28 protein-coding genes are annotated in these 24,260 nt (G+C 39.3%); 1 reads left to right on the plus strand and 27 read right to left on the minus strand.

Translation table 11 applies throughout. The features are described from left to right. Nucleotides 1-48: 48 nt before the first annotated feature. From hydG to VIHSUH07_RS09135, 21 genes are all read right to left on the minus strand, one after another. Nucleotides 49-1,467: a [FeFe] hydrogenase H-cluster radical SAM maturase HydG gene (gene hydG, locus VIHSUH07_RS09035; protein ID WP_105084695.1), complete on the minus strand. Its 1,419-nt coding sequence runs from the start codon at nt 1,465-1,467 to the stop codon at nt 49-51. A 196-nt stretch (nt 1,468-1,663) separates the two neighbouring features. Continuing rightward, nucleotides 1,664-2,428: an ABC transporter permease gene (locus tag VIHSUH07_RS09040; RefSeq protein WP_105084696.1), complete on the minus strand. Its 765-nt coding sequence runs from the start codon at nt 2,426-2,428 to the stop codon at nt 1,664-1,666. Continuing rightward, nucleotides 2,425-3,081: an ABC transporter ATP-binding protein gene (locus tag VIHSUH07_RS09045; RefSeq protein ID WP_105084697.1), complete on the minus strand. Its 657-nt coding sequence runs from the start codon at nt 3,079-3,081 to the stop codon at nt 2,425-2,427. Before VIHSUH07_RS09045 ends, VIHSUH07_RS09040 begins: the two co-directional genes overlap by 4 nt. 217 nt (nt 3,082-3,298) lie before the next feature. Continuing rightward, nucleotides 3,299-3,583, minus strand: a complete 285-nt coding sequence (gene rpmA / locus VIHSUH07_RS09050) for a 50S ribosomal protein L27 (protein ID WP_004696430.1) — start codon at nt 3,581-3,583, stop codon at nt 3,299-3,301. A gap of 12 nt (nt 3,584-3,595) precedes the next feature. After that, the gene (locus VIHSUH07_RS09055) at nt 3,596-3,910 is read right to left on the minus strand and encodes a ribosomal-processing cysteine protease Prp (RefSeq protein ID WP_105084698.1); all 315 of its coding nucleotides are present in this window, start codon (nt 3,908-3,910) and stop codon (nt 3,596-3,598) included. A 2-nt stretch (nt 3,911-3,912) separates the two neighbouring features. After that, nucleotides 3,913-4,224: a 50S ribosomal protein L21 gene (gene rplU / locus VIHSUH07_RS09060; RefSeq protein ID WP_005377353.1), complete on the minus strand. Its 312-nt coding sequence runs from the start codon at nt 4,222-4,224 to the stop codon at nt 3,913-3,915. A 204-nt stretch (nt 4,225-4,428) separates the two neighbouring features. After that, on the minus strand, nt 4,429-5,004 hold the full coding sequence (locus VIHSUH07_RS09065) for a manganese efflux pump MntP (RefSeq protein WP_105084699.1): 576 nt from the start codon (nt 5,002-5,004) through the stop codon (nt 4,429-4,431). 28 nt (nt 5,005-5,032) lie between these two features. Further along, nucleotides 5,033-6,460, minus strand: coding sequence for an Rne/Rng family ribonuclease (locus VIHSUH07_RS09070; protein ID WP_105084700.1), 1,428 nt, complete (start codon nt 6,458-6,460; stop codon nt 5,033-5,035). Nucleotides 6,461-6,518: 58 nt separating this feature from the next. Beyond that, a complete protein-coding gene (locus VIHSUH07_RS09075; protein WP_105084701.1) occupies nt 6,519-7,214 on the minus strand; it encodes a TIGR03936 family radical SAM-associated protein in 696 nt (231 codons plus the stop codon). Next, entirely contained in the window at nt 7,186-9,069 is a 1,884-nt protein-coding gene (locus VIHSUH07_RS09080; RefSeq protein ID WP_105084702.1) for a TIGR03960 family B12-binding radical SAM protein, read from the minus strand. Before VIHSUH07_RS09080 ends, VIHSUH07_RS09075 begins: the two co-directional genes overlap by 29 nt. Before the next feature lie 59 nt (nt 9,070-9,128). Further along, a complete protein-coding gene (gene rodA, locus VIHSUH07_RS09085) occupies nt 9,129-10,232 on the minus strand; it encodes a rod shape-determining protein RodA (protein ID WP_105084703.1) in 1,104 nt (367 codons plus the stop codon). Between the two features lie 7 nt (nt 10,233-10,239). Beyond that, nucleotides 10,240-11,154 (minus strand): P-loop NTPase, encoded by a 915-nt coding sequence (locus VIHSUH07_RS09090; protein WP_105084704.1) that lies wholly within the window; start codon nt 11,152-11,154, stop codon nt 10,240-10,242. A gap of 12 nt (nt 11,155-11,166) precedes the next feature. Continuing rightward, nucleotides 11,167-13,059, minus strand: a complete 1,893-nt coding sequence (mrdA, locus tag VIHSUH07_RS09095) for a penicillin-binding protein 2 (protein WP_105084705.1) — start codon at nt 13,057-13,059, stop codon at nt 11,167-11,169. 38 nt (nt 13,060-13,097) lie between these two features. Then, nucleotides 13,098-13,589, minus strand: a complete 492-nt coding sequence (gene mreD / locus VIHSUH07_RS09100) for a rod shape-determining protein MreD (protein WP_105084706.1) — start codon at nt 13,587-13,589, stop codon at nt 13,098-13,100. Further along, nucleotides 13,586-14,503 (minus strand): rod shape-determining protein MreC, encoded by a 918-nt coding sequence (mreC, locus tag VIHSUH07_RS09105; protein WP_005377430.1) that lies wholly within the window; start codon nt 14,501-14,503, stop codon nt 13,586-13,588. The genes mreD and mreC overlap by 4 nt, the downstream gene beginning before the upstream one ends. After that, the gene (locus tag VIHSUH07_RS09110; RefSeq protein ID WP_105084707.1) at nt 14,500-15,537 is read right to left on the minus strand and encodes a rod shape-determining protein; all 1,038 of its coding nucleotides are present in this window, start codon (nt 15,535-15,537) and stop codon (nt 14,500-14,502) included. The genes mreC and VIHSUH07_RS09110 overlap by 4 nt, the downstream gene beginning before the upstream one ends. A gap of 44 nt (nt 15,538-15,581) precedes the next feature. Then, nucleotides 15,582-16,280 (minus strand): RadC family protein, encoded by a 699-nt coding sequence (radC, locus tag VIHSUH07_RS09115; RefSeq protein WP_060807903.1) that lies wholly within the window; start codon nt 16,278-16,280, stop codon nt 15,582-15,584. A 102-nt stretch (nt 16,281-16,382) separates the two neighbouring features. After that, nucleotides 16,383-16,952 (minus strand): Maf family protein, encoded by a 570-nt coding sequence (locus tag VIHSUH07_RS09120; protein WP_105084708.1) that lies wholly within the window; start codon nt 16,950-16,952, stop codon nt 16,383-16,385. Beyond that, nucleotides 16,949-17,566, minus strand: coding sequence for a hypothetical protein (locus VIHSUH07_RS09125; RefSeq protein WP_105084709.1), 618 nt, complete (start codon nt 17,564-17,566; stop codon nt 16,949-16,951). Before VIHSUH07_RS09125 ends, VIHSUH07_RS09120 begins: the two co-directional genes overlap by 4 nt. A 138-nt stretch (nt 17,567-17,704) precedes the next feature. After that, complete coding sequence (locus VIHSUH07_RS09130) at nt 17,705-18,910, minus strand: acetate/propionate family kinase (RefSeq protein WP_005377317.1); 1,206 nt, start codon at nt 18,908-18,910, stop codon at nt 17,705-17,707. A gap of 3 nt (nt 18,911-18,913) precedes the next feature. Then, nucleotides 18,914-19,477 (minus strand): hypothetical protein, encoded by a 564-nt coding sequence (locus tag VIHSUH07_RS09135; RefSeq protein WP_105084710.1) that lies wholly within the window; start codon nt 19,475-19,477, stop codon nt 18,914-18,916. A gap of 196 nt (nt 19,478-19,673) precedes the next feature. On the opposite strand from VIHSUH07_RS09135, the gene VIHSUH07_RS09140 reads away from it, so the two are divergent. Continuing rightward, complete coding sequence (locus tag VIHSUH07_RS09140) at nt 19,674-20,879, plus strand: tRNA(Met) cytidine acetate ligase (protein WP_105084711.1); 1,206 nt, start codon at nt 19,674-19,676, stop codon at nt 20,877-20,879. Between the two features lie 97 nt (nt 20,880-20,976). On the opposite strand, the gene pyrR is transcribed toward VIHSUH07_RS09140, so the two are convergent. The 6 genes from pyrR to VIHSUH07_RS09170 all read right to left on the minus strand — a co-directional run. Beyond that, complete coding sequence (pyrR, locus tag VIHSUH07_RS09145; RefSeq protein WP_005382582.1) at nt 20,977-21,498, minus strand: bifunctional pyr operon transcriptional regulator/uracil phosphoribosyltransferase PyrR; 522 nt, start codon at nt 21,496-21,498, stop codon at nt 20,977-20,979. Nucleotides 21,499-21,509: 11 nt separating this feature from the next. Continuing rightward, nucleotides 21,510-22,427 carry an RluA family pseudouridine synthase gene (locus VIHSUH07_RS09150; RefSeq protein WP_005380712.1) on the minus strand — a complete coding sequence of 306 codons (918 nt, stop codon included), beginning with the start codon at nt 22,425-22,427 and terminating at the stop codon, nt 21,510-21,512. After that, on the minus strand, nt 22,428-22,886 hold the full coding sequence (gene lspA / locus VIHSUH07_RS09155; protein ID WP_105084712.1) for a signal peptidase II: 459 nt from the start codon (nt 22,884-22,886) through the stop codon (nt 22,428-22,430). Nucleotides 22,887-22,976: 90 nt separating this feature from the next. Next, nucleotides 22,977-23,141, minus strand: a complete 165-nt coding sequence (locus VIHSUH07_RS09160) for a DUF362 domain-containing protein (RefSeq protein WP_005377422.1) — start codon at nt 23,139-23,141, stop codon at nt 22,977-22,979. A 492-nt stretch (nt 23,142-23,633) separates the two neighbouring features. Beyond that, complete coding sequence (locus VIHSUH07_RS09165) at nt 23,634-23,897, minus strand: SemiSWEET family transporter (protein ID WP_004696474.1); 264 nt, start codon at nt 23,895-23,897, stop codon at nt 23,634-23,636. A gap of 204 nt (nt 23,898-24,101) precedes the next feature. After that, a partial coding sequence (locus VIHSUH07_RS09170; protein ID WP_146104937.1) for a transposase occupies nt 24,102-24,260 on the minus strand: 159 nt, incomplete at its 5' end.

A 24,260-nucleotide genomic window follows, 5' to 3' on the forward strand; every position in this document is an offset into this window, starting at 1 on the left:
TATATTCTATTATTCACACATGAAACATTCGAAAATATTCAGGATAAACTAGAAACGAAAATCCCGTTTTCCATCTTCCATTTGAGCAATGTAAGCCTTTGCCTTATCTTTTACCAAATCATTCTTGATATTTTCCAATTGGTCTTCAATAACCTTGGCACCATGTTTTTTCGTCTTTTCATCGCCGTAATCCATGATGTATTCATTCAACGTCATCAACGCATTTGGTTGGCAACAGTTATGAATTTGACCCGATTTAGCAAGCGCCATAAAGCGGTCGCCAGTACGTCCTGCACGATAACAAGCGGTACAGAAACTAGGTACATAACCAAGGCCCAAGAGCCAATCTACAATTTCATCCAATGTGCGCGTATCGCTGCGATCGAATTGTGCGGAATTATCTTCTGGTTTTTCCTCTTCTTTATAGCCGCCTACACTAGTGCGAGAGCCACCGCTAATTTGGGAAATGCCTAATGCCAAACCACGTTCACGCATAGATTGGCTTTCACGAGTGGACATAATCATGCCTGTATACGGTGTAGATACGCGGATAAGAGCCACGATTTTTTCAAAGATATCATCCGGTACAGCATTGCTGAAATCATCTACATCGATGTCATCAGCAGGGCAAATACGAGGTACAGAAATCGTATGAGGGCCCACACCATGAACAGCTTCTAAATGCTCGGCGTGCATCAAAAGGCCTACAAAATCATATTTGTAATGTTCTAGACCATACAATACGCCAATGCCTACATCATCGATGCCACCTTCCATAGCGCGGTCCATCGCTTCTGTATGGTACGCGTAATCGCTCTTAGGACCTGTTGGATGCAAAGCTTCGTAATTTTCCTTATTATACGTTTCTTGGAATAATGTATAGGTACCAATGCCAACATCATGCAATTTTTTATAATCTTCAACGGAACATGCAGCGATATTTACATTAACGCGACGAATTTCACCATTTTTATTTTTAATACTGTAAATCGTCTTGATAGATTCCAAAATATAATCAAGAGGATTGTTAAGAGGATCTTCGCCAGATTCGATAACAATGCGCTTATGCCCCATTGCTTCTAGAGCGATAACCTCGTCTTTAATTTGTTCTTGGGTCAATTTTTTCCGTTTAATATCGCGGTTCTTAGAGTGATATGGGCAATATACACAACCATTGATACAATAATTAGATAAATATAACGGCGCAAACAATACAATGCGGTCACCATAAATAGCTTTTTTAATTTCTTTAGCTAGTGCAAATAGCTTTTCTTTGTATTCAGGTAATGGACATTCTAAGAGAACTGCCGCTTCTCTATGATTTAGCCCCTTAAACGTAGCCGCCTTAGCTAAAATTTGGTCTAATAATTCGCGATTTTCTTTATTTTCCTCTGCATAGGCAAGAGTATCAAGAATTTCTTGATGAGAAATAAATTCCTCCGCCTTTGGAGATTTTACATCATACATAGTACTTACCTCAAATCTTTCCAGTGGCAATGCCACTCCTCTTTAGGTTTATAAAAGTATATGACAACCAGTTTTCTGGTATTTCACTAATACTGTACATAGTATACCACTATTCCTACTAAAAAGCATAGGAATTTGATACTTTTCCCCACGCATCATAGAGCTCTTTCATAGCCCGTTCTTTAGAATACTAAACTTATCTATTTAATTGATTTCTATTATTAAAAAATGCTCTATACGCTAATTGACATGTAATAAAACAAGCAATCGATATAGTAGATAAACTCATAAATGTAACGATCATTTGATATTTTACAGCTTCTAAAGGTGGCATACCAGCCAATATAAGGCCTGTCATCATCCCCGGTAAAGATACAATGCCTAGGGTCTTAGCACTATCCACAGTTGGCTGCAGCCCAGTCTTTATAACATCTCGTACTATGGCTTTTGACGCTTGCTTAGGTGTACTGCCGAGCGCTAGTTTAATCTCTACCTCTTGTTGACGCAATTCAAAATTTGATAGCATTTGGCGATAACAAAGCCCAATCGCTACCATAGCACCACTAATGACCATACCACCAACAGGAATCATTTGATAAGCAGTAAAGTTAAGCACGCCCGTTAAAAGCAGAATTATTAAAGTAATACTTGCGCCTACGGTTATAGCAAACCAAGAAATCCATATAGCATAAGGAATTCCTTTTCCGCGCTTAGAAGCATTATAGGCTGCATTGATAGCCATAAAGCCTAACAGCCCAATTATAAATATAGGACTTTCGGTACTAAAAATATAAGCTAAAATAAAACCTATGACAAATAGCTGTATTGTAGCGCGCAAAGCACTTATAAAAATATCTTTCTCTAATTTCAACTCCTGCCGATAGGACATGAACATACTGATAATAACTAGTACGGATGCAAGGCACAAGGACATAGTAGAAATACTGTGAAACTGACTCATCGCAGTACCTCCTCTTTAGCTAATTGACCATCTACGATAGTGATACGGCGATTAGCAGTACGCAAGCTTTGCTCTTCATTATGAGTAATGGAGATAATCGTGATTCCCTTTTTATGAAGCTCATCAATAACATTTTCTACAATCGATGTATTCGTCGCATCTAGGGCAGACGTAACCTCATCCAAAAGTAACACATTAGGCTCAAAAATAAGGCTCCGAATAAGGCATATGCGTTGCATTTCACCGCCGGACAACTCATCATTATGGCGTTCTATATAATTTAGAGGCATATGTAGTAGGTCAAAGAGATATTCTATACGATTCATATCCGGTTCTAAACCGCGAATATCATAAGGAAATAGAATATTGCGACGTACTGTTTTCGCAAACAAATACGGTCTTTGAAAGCAGTAGCCCACCTCTTTACGATAGCTTTCAGGGTCTATAGTAGCTAAATCTCGCCCCTTATAAGTAATAATCCCCGAAGTAGGACTAATCAGATCACTACATAATTTTAAAAGTGTACTTTTACCACTCCCAGAAGGGCCTACAATAGTAATATAATCGCCTTGATTTACTGATAGTGATACGTCTCGGATAATAGATTTATCTTTTACAATATAAGATATATTCGATAATTCTAGCAGTGTCATAATGCCCCCTATCTCATCATATGTATATTAAAACCAAAACTTCGCCTTACTGTGGCTAGTTATTCAGTTCTTTCAATCTATAATAATTCTAAATATTATATCATTGTCAAAATAATAACGCTAACCTTAATTATAATATTTCTATAACACACACATACTACAGAAAAGCAAAAAATCCCTAGTGGAAAACCACTAGGGATTAATAGTCTTTGTAAAATCAAGCTTCTACAGGGTATACGCTAACTTTACGGTTATAACGACCAGCACGTTCAAATGCTACTTTACCAGGCACAAGTGCGAATAAAGTGTCATCTTTACCGATACCTACGTTAGTACCAGGGTGGAAGTGAGTACCACGTTGACGAACGATGATGTTACCGCTCTTTACGATGGAACCATCATGGCATTTAACACCAAGACGTTTAGATTCACTATCACGACCGTTACGAGTACTGGACACACCTTTTTTATGTGCGAACAATTGCAAATCAAAAGTAAACATGAAGTTCACCTCCTATATTTCGTGTATTTGGACAAACTTTGGATACTGTTTACTAATTTCTTCTAGTCCGAGAAGCATAGTATTTAATATATCCTGACCACTCCGGGTTATTTCACCAGAGAGGACCATATCACATTGGCCTTCGCTATTGGAAAACTCACCGCGTTGCTTTGCAATTTTGGTAAGCCCCAAGATAGCAGTAGCAGACAATACAGATACTGCTGCACACACTATATCATAGCCATGTTCATCATATCCTGCATGACCGGACATATGACAACCAATGACTTGGTTATCCTTGTTCCGCTGGATTCCAATGGAAACCATAATTAAGCTTGGATAGATTCAATACGAACTTTTGTGAACGGTTGACGATGGCCTTGACGACGACGGTAGTTGGATTTAGCTTTGTATTTGAATACTAAAACTTTTTTACCTTTACCATGTTCAAGAACTGTACCTGTAACTTTTGCACCGTTTACAAGAGGAGCGCCAACTTTAACGTCGCCGTCATTCACTACAGTCAAAACTTCTTCGAATGTTACGGAATCGTTAGCAGCTGCTTCCAATTTTTCGATAGTAATTACATCGCCTTCAGCAACGCGATATTGTTTACCACCAGTTTTAATAATTGCGTACATGAGAACACCTCCTTGTTATCGAACTCGCTGAATTCGGTATCCCGACCCGAACATCGGTCGGGCGTTTAAACCTGCTTCACGCGGATTGCAAAGTTCAGTAAACCGAACTAATACTGATATAGTATATCGTATTTACACATCTATGTCAAATACAAATCCCCTAACATACGCTCAGTTTCTGATACTTTCATATATATACAACGTTTAAAATTCTCCGATAACACCAAGGTGTTGCAAGAGTATCTTAGTACCGATAAGAATTAGGACGCCTCCACCGAGTATGTCTGCATATTTTCCTACGAATTGGCCCATGAATTTACCTAAATATACACCAATCAAAGATATACCAAAAGTAATAACACCAATCATAGTCGATGCCTCGCATACATTGATTGGTAAAAAGGCAAAAGTTAAACCTACAGCCATCGCATCAAGGCTCGTTGCCACAGAGAGCATAATCATTTCCCAAGCGCCTAAGAATTGCTTATCATCATCTTCATCATCGTCATCACTAAGACCTTCTCGAATCATAGCAATCCCAAGATATCCTAAAAGGCCAAAGATAATCCAATGATCCCATTCAGAGATAACATCGATAAACTGACGACCAATAAGCCATCCTATAACGGGCATAAGAAACTGAAATAGCCCGAATAAAAAGGCTAAGGTCACTTTTCGACCATTTTCGCCTACTGGCATAGTCAAACCCTTGCCAATAGAAACGCCAAAGGCATCCATCGCCAGACCAATACTAATTAAAATGATTTCAAAAACAGACACGATACTCACCTATCAACATACGACTTACTTATTCTGCTACAGCCATCAAGGAATACCCTTCCCGGCTAATTTGTGGGTTCACTACGATTGAAATACTCCGACCAATAGAAGCACCTAAATCATCGAGCACAGATTTTGTTAGATATTGTGCCACCTCTGGGTGGACCTCAATTTCTAAATTAGATTTAATGCGACCAGATTTAAATAGTTCCCGAATCCGACGTACAATCTGCATATATACAGTTCGACCAGACAACATATATCCGGTACCGCCACATTGTGGACATGTATCAAACATCAAGGTTTGTAACCCTTGGCGTGCACGCTTTCGCGTCATCTCCACTAAACCGAGCGAACTAATACCACAGACAACGGTTTTCATCTTATCTAGTTTGGCCTGATCACTCAATAATTTTAATAACTCTTGTTGATGCTCTTTATCCTTCATATCAATAAAATCGACGACGATAATACCACCGATATCGCGCAAGCGCAATTGGCGACAAATTTCTTTAGCCGCCTCTTTATTAACTGTGAAAGCTAAATCTTCTAGCTTATTCGATTTCCCTGTATAGTGAGCCGAGTTTACATCAAATACGGTAAGGGCCTCCGTATGATCGATACGGATAGAGCCACCAGAAGGAAGATTAATATCACGAGCGATAAGATCTTCTAATTGAGGTTCAATGTGGTTAGCTTTAAAGATAGGAGTACTATCTCGGTGGCGTGTTACTTTGATTTGTTGAGAGGTAGGTCCATGTCCTAAAAGATCCAATAGTCGAGATTCTCCCATATCAGAATCAACGATGATTTCCCCTACATTGCGATGCGCGTAATCACGCACAAGGCGGAACCAAAAATCCGCATCACTGTAAAGGTCTGTACCGCTTTTAGCAACCTTAAATCTCTTTAATACATGTTGCCATGTGCGCCATAAGTAATCCATATCGCGACCGATTTCATCAGCACTAGCCTTAGCTGCGGCAGTGCGAATAATAAATCCGCAACCTTCTTTCACATAAGGGGCCGCTAATTCTTGTAATTGAGCACGGATAGATTCATCGGTAATCTTTTTTGAAATATGCATGCCTTCAGAATAGGGCAATAGCACCATAAATCGTCCCGCTAAACTTACATCTGCTGTAACGCGTGCCCCCTTGCCAAGCATTTCTTCTTTCACCACTTGAACGAGAATTTGTTGCCCCACAGATAGACGTGGCAATATTTTCTGTTCCTTCCCTTGTTGAAGGTTCAAGTAAGCATTTTGAGAACCTCCAATATCAACGAAAGCAGCTTGCATTCCATTCAAAATATTTTTAACAGTACCCTTGTACATATGATTCGCCATGTGAGACTCATCAGTGCGTTCCAAAACAAAATCTATAAGCTGTTCCTTTTCATCGATGACAGCCATGCGAATTTCCTCGCGCATAACATTGACCAAAATTTTATGCATCCTATCCCTCCCTTCTGTTCAGTTTAACTGTAGTATAAGCCAAATTAAAAATATAGCCTTAATAATTAATTTCTAATGGTGTAAGACGACCGTCTTCATTTTCTACCATAATCGCTTTACGGTGAATTTCGTAACCAGAAGTAATAGGCCAATTATATTGATCCTTGCCAAGATTCCATACTTCGCTAGGTTTTATAGTACCTTGTGGATAGATACCAATCCCCATCGTTAGTGTCACCATACCATCGTGCACGGACGCTACAATCGGTTCTTTTACGAATTCTTTTACATCGATAATACGCGTCTTTTTAGGGGTAACCTTTTCATAGGAAATTTCAGTAGCCTCATTAAAAGGCTTAAGTAAGCTATCCCAGTCCACATTCTGTTCCGTTACAGGACCTGTTACTTCGTAAATTGCGTAATTGCAGATGGCCATCATCTTTTTAACCTTATCAGGCATGACCTTGCCACCGAGAACCTCAAGTCCACGAGGAGCCACTGCATTTAATCGCGCCATAATAGACTCTAAGCTATCATCTTCCAACACATCCATATCAATATATTCTGCTTCTGCTGTTACACCTAATGCCAAGGCAGAAGAAAAACTAATTTTCATATGCGGATTAAAGCCTTCAGAGTAAGCCATTTTGATTTCTGCACGGCGAATCATGCGTTCTACGGCTTGTGCAAAATCGAGATGGGACAAGAATCGTAATTCTTCGCCTTTATGTAAGGCCAAACGTAATTTTTTCAACTCTGCCACCCTCCTTATAATCTACAATAGCCGTATCTAATTCAGGGCATACATTACACCCCTTACATGGTCCACGACGGCAGTCTGGTGTTAATTTTTCAGCAACGGCCTGTTCCCATTCGCGTTTTAAGAAGGCCTTGCTCACGGTACAATCCAAATGATCCCATGGTAATGGCTCATCAAAATCACGGATGCGACGCGCATAATACGCAGGATCAATACCGCAGTTTTCAAAAGCCTGTAACCATGTTTCATAGCTAAAGAACTCAGTCCAGCCATCAAATTTACAGCCCAGTTTCCATGCTTCTACTAATACCTTGGATAATCTACGATCCCCACGGGCAAATACAGCCTCCATATAACCGGTATAGCCATCGTGATAATGATAGGAAATATTGCGATTATTAATAAGCGATTTTAAATATTTTTGCTTACGATGGATTTCTTCCACATCTTGTTGACCATACCATTGATATGGAGAATGTGTTTTTGGTACGAAAAACGATACACTAACGGTTACGCTACCATTGCGCTTACCCGTAATATCGCGATGCAAATCAAGCACCTTGTACGCCAAATTAGCAATACCCGCTAAATCTTCATCAGTCTCTGTAGGCAATCCCATCATGAAGTATAGCTTTACCGTGTTCCATCCGGATTTAAAAGCATTTGTACAAGCGGCTAGCAAATCTTCTTCACTAACACCTTTATTAATAACATCGCGCATACGCTGAGAACCTGCTTCTGGTGCAAAGGTAAGGCCACTTTTACGCACTTGTTGTACCTTCTTAGCAATATCGATAGAGAAACTGTCAATACGCAATGATGGTAAGCTGACGCTAACCTGTTTATCTTTAAACTCTTCCATGAGCATATCTACCAATTCTGGTAACTTGGAGTAATCAGCAGAGCTTAAACTCATCAAAGAGATTTCATTGTAACCTGTATTAGCAATCGTTTCTTTTGCAATTTCTAACAACCGTTCTGGTGTTCGTTCACGAACAGGACGATAGAGCATACCGGCCTGACAGAATCGACAACCTCGCGTACAACCGCGGAATAATTCAAGAACAGCCCGATCATGAACGATATCCAAAAACGGTACCACCGGTTTTGTAGGGAAAAATACATGTTCTACATCTTCTATGATGCGTTTTTGAATCGTAGCAGGTACGTCTTCAAAGCGTGGTGTAATCGATTTAAAATCGCCTTGTTCCGTATACTCTACATCATATAATGCTGGGCAATAGGTACCGGGAATTTGTGCTGCTTTTCGCAAGAAAGCTTCTTTACCACCAGGGAATCCCTTCGCTTTTTCGGCTTTCAATAGGTCGATAAACTCATCGCCCCATTCTTCAGATTCACCAAGAGACACAATGTCAAAGAAATCCGCAATTGGTTCCACATTATACGCACAAGGTCCACCACATACGAGCAATGGAAAATTCATATCCCGATCCTTTGCATACATCGGTATACCTGCTAAATCTAGCATATTTAGAATATTGGTAAAACTCATCTCATATTGTAGTGTGAACGCAAGTACATCAAAGTCCTTAATAGGCGTACGGGTTTCTAAAGAGAATAAAGGAATATTGCGTTTTCGCATTTCCTCTTCCATATCGTGCCATGGTGCAAATACACGTTCTGCTACTGCATCTTCACGGCGATTGACTAAACCATATAGAATTTTGATGCCCAAATGACTCATAGCCACTTCATACACATCGGGAAATCCTAGCGCCATAGTTATATCAACAGTACTGTGATCTTTCACTATACTGTTATATTCGCCGCCCGTATAACGAGCTGGTTTTTGGACATGTTGTAACCATGACGTATCTAATTGAATCATACATCCTCCGTCTTTTGTGAAAGACTTCTTTCAAACTCATTCCTAAATTAGAATCATAACTAAAAAATATATTTTTTACGCTGCATTGATATATTTAATAAAATACCAACACTAATCATATTTGTGGTCAACGCACTAACACCATAACTGATAAATGGCAATGGTATGCCTGTAACCGGCATAATCCCCATGGTCATGCCAGCATTGACCAATACCTCGAAGCATAACATGGATCCAATCCCTGTAGCCAATAACATGCCGAAGCGGTCATTACATGAATACGCTACCTTTATGCTTCGATAAATAAGCATAAATAAAAGAATTAATACAAAGATACAGCCTATAAAGCCTAGTTCTTCACCTATAACAGAAAAAATAAAATCTGTGTGATTTTCAGGCAAAAAGTTTAGCTGACTTTGTGTACCATTAAATAATCCTTTACCAAATATAGTACCTGAACCAATAGCAATCTTAGACTGAATGATATGATATCCAGAACCAAATGGGTCGATATCAGGATTCATAAATACGAGAATCCGCTGCTTTTGATAATCTTTCAACACAAACCAAGCCAACGGCATTAGTAAAACGCCTACCGTAGCGATAATACGAACTAATCGCAATCGTATGCCAGAAACAAAGAGCATGCCCACAAAAATCGCTATATAAACGAGGGACGTTCCCAAGTCTGGTTGCATGAATACTAGCAAAATAGGTACGCCTACATATAAGATAGGCACAACAAGAGATTTAAAGGTATCTAATTTATTGTAACGAGACTCTAACATCTTTGCCATACAGATAATCATCAGTAATTTAGAAAACTCTGATGGTTGCAGCGTAATAGGCCCTAACTGAATCCAACGCTGTGCACCTAAGGCAGATGTACCTGCAAAGATTACGGCTAACAACAACATAATCGTTACTATATATATGCCGTTAGCCCAATCTTTTAATTTATGATAATCCATAAATTGAATACCAATCACAAGGGCCACATTGATAAGAAAGAAGATGAGTTGCTTTGCTACTAGTGTGGAAAAATGAAGTCCTGTTTGATTAATATGGGTGGCACTACCGATGGCAACTACCCCCATGGCAACAAGTAATAGTGTACATATGATGATTGTCCAATCACAATCACGCCAAATTCTTTGTAACATATGGCACCTACTTTATACGAACCCGACGCCACATACTTTCTTTACCAGAAAGAAGTCGATTTCGCGTAGACCAAGAATTTGTATATATTACAGGATTAGTAGAATTATCATCATCGGACTCAACAGGCTGAGCTAATGTGGCCGTCACAGAAGGTTCAGTAACTTTTACAGTCGTCACTTCGTTGAAGCGCTCAATAAGTTCTTGTTCATCCCAAGCATCTCCAGAGGTTATGTACTCTACTACAGGAGCTAGCATATGGCGATATGCTTTTGGCATATCTTGAATGAGTACACCATCCTGTGTATTATCTAGTATTTGTGTGTCATAAGGTAATATAGAGCCCACATATTCAGCACCGAGTGCATCGAGCATATCATACATATTCGGCATATCCCGATCCGTACGGACTGCATTAAATACAACGGCATAATCACGATGTCCATATTCACGACAGAATTGAATGGTACGTGCTGCATTTCGTATGGACACCCACAAAGGTTGAGTAATAATTAGAAACCGCTGTGCTAGCTCTACAATAGATTCCAACCCACGACCGATACCTGCAGGACAATCTACAAGTACATAATCATAAGACTTAGCTAAGTGGCTTACAAGTTTTCGATATTTTTTGCGTCCCATATCTTCCCAGCGCACACTTTGACTAGCTGGCAAAAAATATAGATTATCCTGAACTTTCATGACTACATCATCAGCCATGGATTTATCTTCTAATGCATTATATGCATCAAAACATACCTCATCTTCTTTTCCCAAAATAATATCTAAGTCGCGCAAACCAAAATCGCCATCACAAAGAAGAACTCGATATCCTTGTTCGCTAAGCGCAGCCCCTAAGCAGGCTGTTATCGTCGTTTTACCTACGCCACCTTTACCTGAGATAAGACCGATTATATCCCCCATTGTATATCCTTCCTATTCCTTTACACTTGGCTTAATTTCCTGTGTTTCTTTTTTATTGGTTGTTATTTTTGTATCAGTTGTTTTTGTGTCAGTCGTTTTTGAACTACTAGTAGGCACCTTAAAATAGGCACTCAAAATATCCCGTACAATCGGTCCTGCAGAGCCTGCACCAAAACCACCTTGCTCAACGAGAGCAACGACGACAATTTGAGGCTTATCATATGGTGCATACGCAACAAACCAGCCATGATCTCGGCCATGTGCATTTTCCGCAGTCCCTGTTTTACCTGCTACAGCAACAGGGAAGCCTTTAAACAATTCACCAGCCGTACCACCTTCGCTAGTTACATCGCGAAGACCTTCTCGAATAAGGTCCATAATATTTTTAGGTACTGGAAGTACGCCTAGGTTCTTAGGTCCAAAAATTTCAGCTGGTGTCCCATCGGGATTATCAACACGACTCACCACATATGGTTGGTAACGAGTACCTCCATTCGCCACTTGACTGAGAAGTACAGCCATCTGTAATGGCGTTACCAAATGGAATGATTGCCCGATAGCCGCATCAAATGTTTCGCCCAAATACCAATCTTGATCAAATACTTTCCGTTTATACTCTGGACTCGCCACATTACCGGCTGCTTCACCGACTAGATTGATACCTGTTTTTTCACCTAATCCAAAGTAGCGAGCATAGGTATCGATATTTTCAATACCTAGACGATTACCCATTTCATAGAAATACACGTTATCAGACTTAGCCAAAGCGCGATTAAAATTCAACCAACCCAATGCTTCGCCTTCTGCATTTCTCTTATCAATGAGCCAGTGTTTCCCACTATCGAAAATCATTTCATCAGGAGTTACCTTTTTCAAGTCTAATGCAGCTGTACCAGTTACAATTTTAAAAGGTGATCCTGGTGGATATTCACCAGCAATGACCTTATTTTCAAAAGGATGACTTTTGTCATTGTTCAATTGATTCCATTGAGTCGATGTAATGCCCTTGGCAAACCAATTAGGATTAAATTCTGGTGCACTTACCATGGCAAGAACCGCGCCAGTATTAGGGTCTAATGCAACCACGGCTGCACCCGTTGCACCTGAATTACGCAACTGATCCAATTCCTTTTTAACAGCCTCTTCTGCCGCTTTTTGAATATTCACATCAATAGTAAGATGAATATTTGAACCCGGTACAGTATGCTTGCGATCGACCTCTGCTACAGGTCGGCCAGACGCATCAACCTCTAATTGCTTGCCACCGTCAACGCCACGAAGCACTGAATCATATAATTTTTCTAAACCAGCACGGCCTAGAATAGATCCAGCACCAACCGTTGTATTAGGATCTTGTTCCTTAATTTCTGCTAGTTCATCTTCACTTACTTCACCAACATACCCAAATAGCTGAGATGCCATAGTTTCATATGGATAATATCTTAAAGGTTCTACATCGATAGAAACACCAGGCAATTCATGACGATGTTCTTCGATACTAGTCACCACGTCCATGGAGATATCGTTAGCTATACGTATCGGTTCATAACCATGTTTGTGGTCTTCTACCTTTTTTTGAATTTCTTCTGGCTTTTTATGTAACAATGTAGCTAGCTTAGCCAATTCATCATCATCTAAAGGTTTGCCATTAGGCATAATAGAAATGGTATATGCCGGTCTAGAACCGACTAAAATCTGACCATTTCTATCATACATAACCCCACGAGCAGCCGTCATAGGTACAATGCGCAAGCGGTTACCCTCTGCTTTAGCTTGATAATAACCACCCTCTAATATTTGCATAGCAAATAGACGGAGCCCTAGAATAACGAAGATACCCATTACAATATAGAAAAGCACATCAAAACGGCTCGTTTTTTTTCTTTTATATAAACTTTCAAGCACCTATGATTCCCCTTATATGCTTTACTAAATCAGCAATTCTACCAAATATAATCTTCTTTTTCTTCCATAAGGCCCATCATTTTATGGCCTATACCACCTAATATGGCATTCCAAAATACAGTTGGCATAACCATGTGTCCCATGTAAGAAATGAATTGGATATCACCACCACTGGCACCGATCATGATGCAGCGCATAATTCCATCTAAAATCGTACATACACCGATAATGCCGCATGACCAATACCAACGTTCTTCGTAAACACTACTTTTTACAAGAGACAGTAGATATACTACGACAATGTACGGAAAGAGATGTAATCCAAAAAAGTTAGATATCAAAATATCGTGAATGGATCCACCCACTGCAGCAGCAATAAGCCCCATTTTTCGACCTTTAAAAATCGTGACTAAAACTACAGCAGTCAGTATACAATTGGGTAGCCAATTCGTATGAAATATGGCCGGTAATAATTGAGCTTGTATAAAATACAACGCACAACACACGAGAATTAATGCAATATATCTCATTGATTTACCGCTCCTTTAGCCCCTTGTACTTGGTCACGCTGCGTTTGAGGAACTAATTTAGGTTCTAATTTTGCTTTATCTGGTGTTTGCACTGTAGAGGCAGTAATAATAAACACCTCTTCTAAGCGATTAAAATCAACGCTCGGTTGGATAGCCGCGTTTTTCACGAAACCTTCTGTATCATTTGTAATCGTTAATACATTACCCACTAACAAGCCCTTTGGATAAATTCCACCATAACCAGAGGTAATCAATTTATCGCCTACAAGGACATCACCATCACGTGCTATATTGACCATCATTGGCTCATTAGGATGATTACCATCCCCTTTTACTACACCGGCCAAGCGTGATTCGGGACGCTGTACAATAACACCAATTGCACTACGAGGGTCCAAAATAGTTTGAACACGTGCTGAATTAGGATATACATCGGTAACAAAGCCCACAACGCCACTTGGTACGACAACAGCCATATTAGGTTGTATGCCGTCATTCTCGCCCCGGTCAATGGTAAATGTATTTGACCATGTACCGAAATCTTTAGTAATAATGCCCGCCAAGGTCATCGTAAACTCTGGATGAGACGATTTATAGTTAAGCATCTGACGAAGGCGAATATTTTCGGCCACAACTTCATCGTGATTTAACACCTTTTGTTGCAAATCTGCAATGGTATTATCCTTATCATTGCTTTCAACAAAACCCGATATAGCATTATCAATGATACGTATGCCGGTTTGAATTGTTGAAAGCACACGAGCTGAACCATATGTGAATGGGGTAACAATTTTTTCAAATGGTACGGTTACAAAGGGGATACTAGTTCGCTGTTTCCAGGCAAAACCAAGAAGGGCCATGATAATACAGCCGAGGACAACAAAGATTAATAATTTACGATCTGACTGTATCATACACGTCCCCTTCTATCCTTTGAATTAATAATAAAACGAGCTAATTCTACAATTTGGCCTGAACTACGATGCAAACCTTGTACGACCTTTAATTCTGGATCAGAAGCAACCTGAACAGGCACGCCCATTTCGGTGCTAATTCGCTCTGCTAGCCCCTGCAAACGAGCCATACCACCTGTTAACACAATCCCATGCTGCATGATATCAGCCACTAACTCAGGGGCCGTAACGCGTATCATTTGTTGGATTGCATCTAAAAAGTCTGCAAGGCGTTTATTAATCACTTCGTAGATTTCAGATTGATGAAGTACAGCACGTCTAACTATACCACTCGTCATATCGCGACCAGTAAAGGAGAATTCACAATCCTCCGCAGGTACAACCGCAGTACCTATAGCATGTTTAATATCCGTTATAGTTTGCTCGGATACCATTAAACCAAAACACTGATTAATATATTGCATGATGGCGCGATCTAAATCGCTGCCGCCAAACCGTATCGTCTTACTAATAACCGTGCCACCTAATGAGATAATCCCCATGTCGGCAGTACCTTCACCAATATCAATAACCATAGATCCACGAGCCTCAAAAATTGGTAAACCGGAACCTATAGCGGCAGCCACAGGGCGTTCAATCAGAAAGACTTCCCGCGCGCCTGCTTGGATTACGGCATCCATCATGGCCCGTTGTTCTACATCAGTCATGCCACAAGGAACGCCAACGAGTACACGAGATCTACGCAATGTATTGGATACCTTGTGAAGAAAATATTTTAACATCGTATGCATCACGCGGTAATCGACGATAAAACCATCTTGTAGCGGTGTCAACTCCATCCACATATCAGGCATACGTCGTACAATGCGATCTGCATCATCACCGACAGCAACAATTTTATCTAATTTTGTATCAGTAGCCACAATGGAGGGCTCACTCATCATGGTCTCGCGCGTGCCCCCCATGACACGTGTCATAGACGTACCAATATCGATACTCACGTCTTTTCCAAAAGACGGTAAAATGGAATTCATAATGCTAATCTCCTTCATTACATCATCATTCCATTTTACCACAACTAGCTTAATTTACCAATTTCACTCAAGCTTGTAAACTCGCCATCACCAATGACGATATGGTCTAAGACTGGAATGCCCATAAATTGTCCAGCACTAACAAATAACTTGGTAACACGTATGTCATCATCACTAGGTCTACTATCGCCGGATGGATGATTGTGAATCAAAATAATAGCGGCTGCATTACAAGCAATGGCTTTTCTAAAAACAGCCCGTTGTTCTACAAGACTTGATGTGAGGCCTCCATTAGATATGGTCTCGATGTGAATTAATTTATTCCGAGATGTCAACATAGCCGCTAATACATGTTCTTCTGTTTCATGGCGCAAGCGTTCCATTACATATTGAGCGATAACATAAGGCTGAGAAAAATCTTCGTATGTAGAGGTGATTTTTAACTCACCCAAACGCCGCCCTAACTCTACAGCAGCACAAATAGTAACCGCTTTATCGATACCAACGCCTTTAATTTTTACTAAATCATCTACGGTCATATGGTTTAGCCCATAAATGCCATCTGTGAAAGAATCGATAATCGTATGTGCTAAATCAATTGATGATTGACCTTTTAAACCGGTACGTAATAATATAGCCAATAATTCTTCCATCGCCATTTGTTTAGCCCCTAAAGCGACAAATTTTTCACGTGGCCGTTGAAATGGCAACATATCTTTTACGCTGATAGTTCTGACTTGCATTGAATTTCTCCATTCTTACAATACATAAACAAATCAGCCTCATATTTCTACCATAACATTAGAATATCTATTTGATGTGTTAACATGACCATCAATATTAATCTAAGACTTTACACCTAATGCTTTACATAATTCTTCATATACATGTTCTACAGGCAACCCTACAACATTTGTATAGGACCCTTCAATCTTATCAACCCACAAAGCGCCCTTTCCTTGAATGCCATAGGCTCCAGCCTTATCTATCGGTTCCATGGAGTCGATATATGACTCGATTTCAAAATCCTGCAGCGTTTTAAAATACACCTTTGTTTCATTGTGAAAGACGATTTCGCGTCCCTTAATGAGTAAGGCTACACCGGTAATAACAGAGTGAACTTGACCAGATAATGTACGAAGCATTATACGTGCCTCATCCTTACTATGCGGTTTTCCTAGCACCTTTCCATCAAATACAACAATTGTATCAGCACCTAGTACGATGCTACCATCAGGCACATCATTTGCGCAGCGCGCTTTACCAAGAGCTTGTGCTTTCACCATTTCAATAGGATCTGTAATCACTACATTATCTTCTACATAAGAACTAGTAACAACAGTATGGTCTATACCCACTTGATGCAATAATTCCGTTCGTCTTGGTGATTGACTTGCTAAATATAATCCACTCATTCTTGTTCCTGTTCTTCCGCACTTTTAATTAGACTATCATAATATTCCTTAACATCGACGCCTTGTTTTACCGCATCAGCACGTACCGTGGCATAGAAAATAACATCCGCTTCTGGCACGCGCACACGATTAGGTACAAACTGTTCTAGTGTTTCATAGAATGCATCCTCTGCTTTCAACATAACACGGCCATATTGAACCTTTTTCCCTTTAGTAATGGAATATACCATGAACCAAATCGGTCTATCATCGGAGGTAGAACACTTTCTATATTTATAGCGATAACGTAAATTCGTTAGAAAATCGCGATTATACGCATAAATGCCATCAATATCATCATATTTTACAGAAAATGTACGTTTTCTAAAAAAGGATTTTTCTTTGATGATAAATTCAGAATCCGTCAATATATATGTATAGCGGCTCACAGCTTGTTTAACAATGACAATGAGCGCCATAATTTCTATGAAATATTCTGAAAGTAATATATGGCCCTGCGCAATACTTCTATAGGTGGTAAAAACCATAGCCCCCACCAACAAAATAACAAATACCACTACTAATAATTCTGCACTACGGGTGCGCTGAGATTGTTCACTATATAAAATATCCATACGTAACCCCTTTCAAAAGACTCTGCATACTATTTATTATATAGGATTCAGCTCTGAAAAACTACAAAAACCCCGCCTATATCTAAGATATAAGCGAGGTTTCTATATAAGAGTTTAGATAACCATTAAGAGGTTATATTATTTTTTCAAAGCGCTTGTAATACGTTGAGTATCGCGAGCGATCATGATTTCTTCGTTTGTAGGGATTACGAAGATTTTTACTTTAGAACCTTCAGCACTAATTTCTTGTTCTTTACCGCGAATATTATTGCGTTCAGGGTCAATACGTGTGCCAAGGTATTCCAAGCCATTGCAGATAGCATCGCGGTTACCGATACCATTTTCGCCGATACCAGCTGTGAAGATGATAGCATCAACACCGCCCATAACAGCAGCGAACGCACCGATTACACGACGAACTTTGTAGTGGAACATGTTAAGAGCCAATTGAGCACGTTTGTTACCATTAGAAGCGGCTTCTTCGATTACGCGGAAGTCATTGGACACACCGGAAATACCCAATACGCCGGATTCTTTATTCATAACACGGTCAACTTCTTCATAAGACATGCCTGTTTTATCCATCAAGAATGGAACGATAGCAGGGTCGATATCACCAGTACGAGTACCCATGATCAAGCCAGACAATGGAGTGAAGCCCATTGTAGTATCGATGGAACGACCACCTTTGATAGCGGATACAGAGGAACCGTTACCTAAGTGACATGTAATGATGCGAAGATCAGACATATGTTTACCCATCAATTCTGCGCAACGTTGTGCTACATATTTGTGGGATGTACCATGGAAACCATAACGACGAATGCCGTACTCTTCATAGTAGGAGTAAGGAAGCGCATACATGTAAGCTTCTTTAGGCATTGTTTGGTGGAATGCAGTATCGAATACAGCAACTTGTGGTACATTTGGCATGATAGCTTGGCAAGCTTCGATACCTTGGATATTTGGTGGGTTATGCAATGGAGCAAGGGATGAACATTCTTCCAAAGCTTCCATTACTGCAGGTGTAATCAATACGGAATCAGCGAATTTTTCACCACCATGTACTACACGGTGACCTACTGCATCGATTTCATCCATAGATTTGATAACACCAAATTCAGGATCAACTAAGATGTCGAGCAAGATGCGTAATGCTTCTTTGTGATTCAAAATTGGTTCAACGCGTTCTAATTTGTCTGCGTTTGGACGTTTATGAGTGAAGATAGCGTCTTGATCACCAATCTTTTCAAATAAACCTTTCGCCAATTCAGTTTCGTTTGTCATATCAAGTAATTGATATTTCAAGGAAGAACTACCGCAGTTAACTACTAATACGTTCATTGATTAACCCTCTTTCTTTTGCGTAACGTAAATCTTATCTTTAATTTGTTTGCTGATATCAGCGCCTATTTGATCATCCGTAGGATATCTATAGGTTATATTCCACAATACGCCCTTATCCATAAAGACATATTGAGAGAAACTAGTTTTAATTTTGTTAACGTAAAAATCACCAGTAATGAGCTGTGCTTGCACTCCATTTAAATCGATAGATTCCACATTAACAGTAGCACCCAATTTTGCATATTCAGATTTCTTTTGATCCACAAACTGTGCAACCGTTGGCAACGCTTTATTCGGTGCCGGTTGACGAGCCTCTACAGAAATCAATATATGTTGGCTTAGGCTACCATACGCATCCATAGGGTATCCATCAACACTCGTCGTTTCTGATGTTTTCCCCATTTCATATGGCAAGGCTACAGTCACTTCCGATTGACCGGAACGAATGACTTGATTACCAAAGCTATATATATCCATCACATTATCGGAACCACATCCGGCTAAAGCCAATAAGGATGTACCTAACACGATGGTCTGTAACGCTCGTTTCCACTGTACTTTCATCAAATCACCTCACGTCAAATCAGAATTCACAGATAATTATACCATTACACCGCCTCCCATTCTAGTACTTTCACAAGAAATTCTATAATTCCTAACAAGAAGGTCAAAAATTCCATACATTACACATGCCACCCATTATATAAATTCTTTAATTTATTATATAATAATAGAAAATAAACCTATGAAAGGAACTACGATGAAATCAATCGGTATTATTTGTGAATACAATCCGTTTCACAACGGCCATGCGCATCAATTACATACATTACGTACTACCTATCCTGATGCATTGCGTATCGCCATTATGAGCGGTTCCTTTGTACAGCGGGGCGAGCCTGCGTATTTTAGCAAATTCGACCGTGCTCGATGGGCTATTCATGGTGGTGCCGACGTCGTTATCGAATTACCTACGGTCTATTCTCTAGGCAGTGCAGAACTATTTTGTACCGGTGCGGTGCGCCTTATGAAAGCGCTACACATTCACAGCATTTCCTTTGGCTCTGAGCTTGACGATAATGCCATATTGCACACAGCCGCTGAATTTATAAATACGCCGCAAGGACAAGATGCCATTCAACACCATATAAAAACCGGTATTTCTTATGGTACGGCATTACGCCAAGTGATTGCTAAGTATGTACCAAATGGAGAACTCATTGACAATGCGCCAAACTCATTACTAGGCCTTGAATATATTCGCGCTGCCCAACGGTATTTCACTAATCTTATGGTCATTCCCATTACTAGACAATCATCACATCATAGTCCTACCCTGTCTCAAGGCCAAGATTTTCCTTCTGGAACCGCATTACGTAAGGCACTTGTAGAAGGCACAACCATCGATGCCTATGTACCACATACTATCATAGATGATATGCACAAGGTCATAGCACATGATGTCTATGTGGACTACGAAAGATACTATGATATTCTGCATGGCCTCAATCGCTTACTTTCAGCTGCAGAATTAGAAACATATGGGGATTTTACGGAAGGCATTGAGCATCGTTGGCACAAGGCTATGCAGCAAGTAAACTGGACGCACGCACTGGAAGGGATAAAGACAAAACGCTATACCTATGCAAGACTACGTCGCATGGCAGCATATACTGCGCTACAAATCACTAAGCCAATATTACAAGAAGCTCATATACTAGGTCCTCAATACGCGCGATTATTAGCATTTAATCAGCGCGGTCGCACGTGGTTAAAGCACAATACACCGAGCATTCCGCTTATTCAAAAATGGGCTAAAGCATCAACCATAGTTTCCGATTTTGGTCGCCGAATGATGGAAATCGATACGAAGGCTACTGATCTACAGGCTTATAGTTTTAAATCCCCTATGGCGCGCACTGGGCACGAAGATTTCCGCTATTCTCCACAATATATTGAAATATAGGTTATAACAATATAGCCTTATCATATTATTCCCCTACCAAAAAGACTCGACCATATACGTCGAGTCTTTTCATATGTCGATTTGTTATATCTACCTATTATTGTTCGATAGTTACCCCATCAGAGCCATCTAATTCTTGAACCTGTACGCGTACCTTTTCCAAATGAGACGTAGGGATATTTTTCCCCACATAATCAGCGCGTATAGGCAATTCTCGATGGCCTCGGTCCACCAATACTGCTAATTGAATAGATTTAGGACGACCAGATGTCATCAATGCATTTAAAGCAGCACGAATGGTACGACCTGTATACAAAACATCATCTACTAAGATAATGGTTTTTTCTGTAGTATCAATAGAGCAAGGTTCCCCTTCCTTAGGTCGCGTATCCCGATCATCGCGATACATAGCTACATTTAAAGGTTCACACTCAATATGAAGGCCTTCAATAGCTTCAATTTCACTTTGCAGTCGTTTAGCTAGCATAACGCCACGTCGTTCAATACCAACAATGACTGCATTTGAAAGCCCCTTATTACGTTCTAATATTTCATGACTAATACGTCTAATGGCACGTCTAATGGCGTCTCCATCCATTAAAATACGTTTTGTTTCCATAGTCTTATCCCTTATCTACGTTCTCTATATTCCTTAGCGAAGGCGATACAATTTTGAAAGTCCTCCGGTACAGGTGCTTCAAAATGCATAGGTTCACCTGTAATTGGATGCACCACATCCAATGTATGAGAATGAAGTGCTTGTCCCTCTATAGGGAAGTCCATGCGGCGATATCCATAAAAAGGATCGTTAACAACTGGATGTCCAATATGAGCAAAGTGAACGCGAATTTGATGAGTACGCCCCGTCTCTAACACACATTCCACTAATGTATGATATCCATAACGTTCTAACACTTTAAAATGAGTCACTGCTTCCTTACTGTTTTCAAACACTACAGCCATTTTCATGCGGTCTTTAGGATGTCTACCGATAGGAGCCTTAATAATCCCCTTTTCCTCCACGATATTGCCTTGAACGAGAGCTAAATATGTTCGTTTAGCACTGTGTGCTTTTACCTGTTCAGCTAAACCAATATGAGCTGCATCATTTTTAGCAGCCATCATGACACCAGATGTATCCTTATCTAAACGATGTACGATGCCAGGGCGAATTTCACCATTAATACCAGATAAGTCCTTACAATGGTAAAGCAAAGCATTCACTAGCGTTCCTGAGTAATTACCAATTGCTGGATGTACAACCATGCCACGAGGCTTGTTGACGATAATAATATCATGATCTTCATAAAGATATTCAACAGGAATATCCTCTGGTAAAATTTCTACCGATTCTGGTTCTGGAATATCTACAGAAATAGTGCTATCTGCATTAAGGCGTAAGTTAGCCTTACCAACCTTGCCGTTTACCAAAACATGACCAGATTTAATAAGACTTTGGATATAACTACGAGATCCTTCCATCACATCCGTCAGAAATACATCAAGACGTTTTCCCTCTTGTTCCAAAGATACTTTATATTCGTTCATCTATTTCTCCTCATGTTCAGATGTTAGTAAATAATATATGACACATACAACGCCTACACATATACCAATATCCGCAATATTAAAAATAGGCCAAATTCTAAAATCAAAAAAGTCTACTACCCCATGTAGTACATATCGATCTATGCCATTACCTATGGCTCCCGCAATCAACAATGCCGTTCCTACTCGTAATGAAAGTGGACCATTATTAACACGTTTACGATAGAAGCCATATACGATAATTAATACAAAAGCAACGGCTAGAAAGAACCACCGCTGATTCGTCAACATGCCAAAGGCTGCACCGCGATTAATAATATAGGTAAGGTGAAACAAATTTTGAATAACCGGTAGTGATTCACCAAGAGCAAAATGGTTCATCACATAATATTTAGAAGCTTGATCCAATACAAGCCAAATGATTGCAATAAAATAAAACAAGTTATACTCCCTTTTAATAATATATATCTTAATAGTCCTATTATACTAAGTTACATGATTTTAGGCAAAATAAAAAGCCCCTCAATGAGGGGCGTATTTTATTTGTGATTACTCAGCGGAAATTACAGATACTGGGCAAACGGATTCGCAAGAACCGCAGTCGATGCAAGTATCGTTGATTTCGTATTTAGTTTCGCCTTCAGAAATAGCAGCAACTGGGCAAACAGATGCGCAAGAACCACATTTAATGCAACCATCAGCAATAACTCTCATGATAAACCTCCATAGGAACATTATAAAAGAAAACTTATTATTATCATTTAAAAAGGCACTTGCCTTAACTTCTGTTCTCATTATCACACAATAATAATTGAAAGTCAAACGAAAATGATAAAATTTTGTATATTATTTTGCATAACAATTGTTCCTTTTTATCATATAAAGTCTATGTTTATCATGATTTTGATATTTCTTTTCATTTATATATTCAAATATATCTTTCAATAATTGAGAATGCACCAATTATCATTTTTATCAAAATACGTAGTAATATACTAGGAATTCAATTATCAATATTTATTATCATAAAAACTATTTTTTTATTACAACAGATTTAACGCTTATCTATATTTCAATCTAACATATAAACTTCACTCTAAAAAAGGCCGAATCATACGATTCGACCTCATTTATATTTATAAAGTAAAGTAATATCTTTACTATTATTCACTATATAACAATAATACTATTTTTTTCTTATAGCACTTAGAAAGATGTTAAGAATGTTAGTGTACCTAAAATAACGCCTGCAAGGTTTGGTACGATTAAAATATAATCACGTTTAGGTGATTTTGTCCAACCATATAATACCCAGATCAAACAGGATACTGCTGCAAATAATGGTTGCCATGGTTGACTAGGTTGACCATGAAGATTAGCAATTATTTGTGGGATATAGGCTAAAAATACAAATACACCAATAAATGCACCAATAGAACCAACTAACATGTTAAATCTTTCTTTTGTCATAGATAACCTCCATATTCAACATTACATTATTATATCTTACACAATATACTATATCATATTTTTTTCGATGTAGTCAATTGTGTAAAATTAATCATGCAAATTAGTTTAATTCATATTGCTTTTGATTACACTTATATGTAATCTATATTAAAATCATATAGGCTAAAATCATAAAAAACGGCTCTCTGTCAAATGTTGGGGTGTTCACCCTACGAGTCTTGTTTGGCACCAATCATATGTATGGTTGGTGCCATTCTTTTTGCTCAAAAGTAGAATACGTACTCTGAATCTACCAAAGTGGCGAAGCCCATAGCTTATTCGTTTTAATACCTTAATCTTGTTGTTAGTTCCTTCTGTGTATCC

It is taken from the genome of Veillonella sp. T34266-5 (assembly GCF_002959815.1).
In the GTDB taxonomy this organism is placed as follows: Bacteria; Bacillota; Negativicutes; order Veillonellales; family Veillonellaceae; genus Veillonella; species Veillonella atypica.

Bases quoted from the DNA above. Each gene is read 5' to 3' on its own strand.
- VIHSUH07_RS09160 (WP_005377422.1), bottom strand. From the start codon at position 23,141: ATGAGAGTTATTGCTGATGGTTGCATTAAATGTGGTTCTTGCGCATCT.
- hydG (WP_105084695.1), bottom strand. From the start codon at position 1,467: ATGTATGATGTAAAATCTCCAAAGGCGGAGGAATTTATTTCTCATCAA.
- rpmA (WP_004696430.1), bottom strand. From the start codon at position 3,583: ATGTTTACTTTTGATTTGCAATTGTTCGCACATAAAAAAGGTGTGTCC.
- VIHSUH07_RS09150 (WP_005380712.1), bottom strand. From the start codon at position 22,427: ATGAACGAATATAAAGTATCTTTGGAACAAGAGGGAAAACGTCTTGAT.
- rplU (WP_005377353.1), bottom strand. From the start codon at position 4,224: ATGTACGCAATTATTAAAACTGGTGGTAAACAATATCGCGTTGCTGAA.
- VIHSUH07_RS09080 (WP_105084702.1), bottom strand. From the start codon at position 9,069: ATGATTCAATTAGATACGTCATGGTTACAACATGTCCAAAAACCAGCT.
- radC (WP_060807903.1), bottom strand. From the start codon at position 16,280: ATGCAAGTCAGAACTATCAGCGTAAAAGATATGTTGCCATTTCAACGG.
- VIHSUH07_RS09120 (WP_105084708.1), bottom strand. From the start codon at position 16,952: ATGAGTGGATTATATTTAGCAAGTCAATCACCAAGACGAACGGAATTA.
- VIHSUH07_RS09045 (WP_105084697.1), bottom strand. From the start codon at position 3,081: ATGACACTGCTAGAATTATCGAATATATCTTATATTGTAAAAGATAAA.
- VIHSUH07_RS09090 (WP_105084704.1), bottom strand. From the start codon at position 11,154: ATGGGGGATATAATCGGTCTTATCTCAGGTAAAGGTGGCGTAGGTAAA.
- VIHSUH07_RS09040 (WP_105084696.1), bottom strand. From the start codon at position 2,428: ATGAGTCAGTTTCACAGTATTTCTACTATGTCCTTGTGCCTTGCATCC.
- VIHSUH07_RS09140 (WP_105084711.1), top strand. From the start codon at position 19,674: ATGAAATCAATCGGTATTATTTGTGAATACAATCCGTTTCACAACGGC.
- VIHSUH07_RS09135 (WP_105084710.1), bottom strand. From the start codon at position 19,477: ATGAAAGTACAGTGGAAACGAGCGTTACAGACCATCGTGTTAGGTACA.
- VIHSUH07_RS09165 (WP_004696474.1), bottom strand. From the start codon at position 23,897: ATGACAAAAGAAAGATTTAACATGTTAGTTGGTTCTATTGGTGCATTT.
- mreD (WP_105084706.1), bottom strand. From the start codon at position 13,589: ATGAGATATATTGCATTAATTCTCGTGTGTTGTGCGTTGTATTTTATA.
- VIHSUH07_RS09055 (WP_105084698.1), bottom strand. From the start codon at position 3,910: ATGGTTTCCATTGGAATCCAGCGGAACAAGGATAACCAAGTCATTGGT.
- VIHSUH07_RS09110 (WP_105084707.1), bottom strand. From the start codon at position 15,537: ATGAATTCCATTTTACCGTCTTTTGGAAAAGACGTGAGTATCGATATT.
- VIHSUH07_RS09070 (WP_105084700.1), bottom strand. From the start codon at position 6,460: ATGCATAAAATTTTGGTCAATGTTATGCGCGAGGAAATTCGCATGGCT.
- VIHSUH07_RS09130 (WP_005377317.1), bottom strand. From the start codon at position 18,910: ATGAACGTATTAGTAGTTAACTGCGGTAGTTCTTCCTTGAAATATCAA.
- pyrR (WP_005382582.1), bottom strand. From the start codon at position 21,498: ATGGAAACAAAACGTATTTTAATGGATGGAGACGCCATTAGACGTGCC.
- rodA (WP_105084703.1), bottom strand. From the start codon at position 10,232: ATGTTACAAAGAATTTGGCGTGATTGTGATTGGACAATCATCATATGT.
- mreC (WP_005377430.1), bottom strand. From the start codon at position 14,503: ATGATACAGTCAGATCGTAAATTATTAATCTTTGTTGTCCTCGGCTGT.
- VIHSUH07_RS09125 (WP_105084709.1), bottom strand. From the start codon at position 17,566: ATGGATATTTTATATAGTGAACAATCTCAGCGCACCCGTAGTGCAGAA.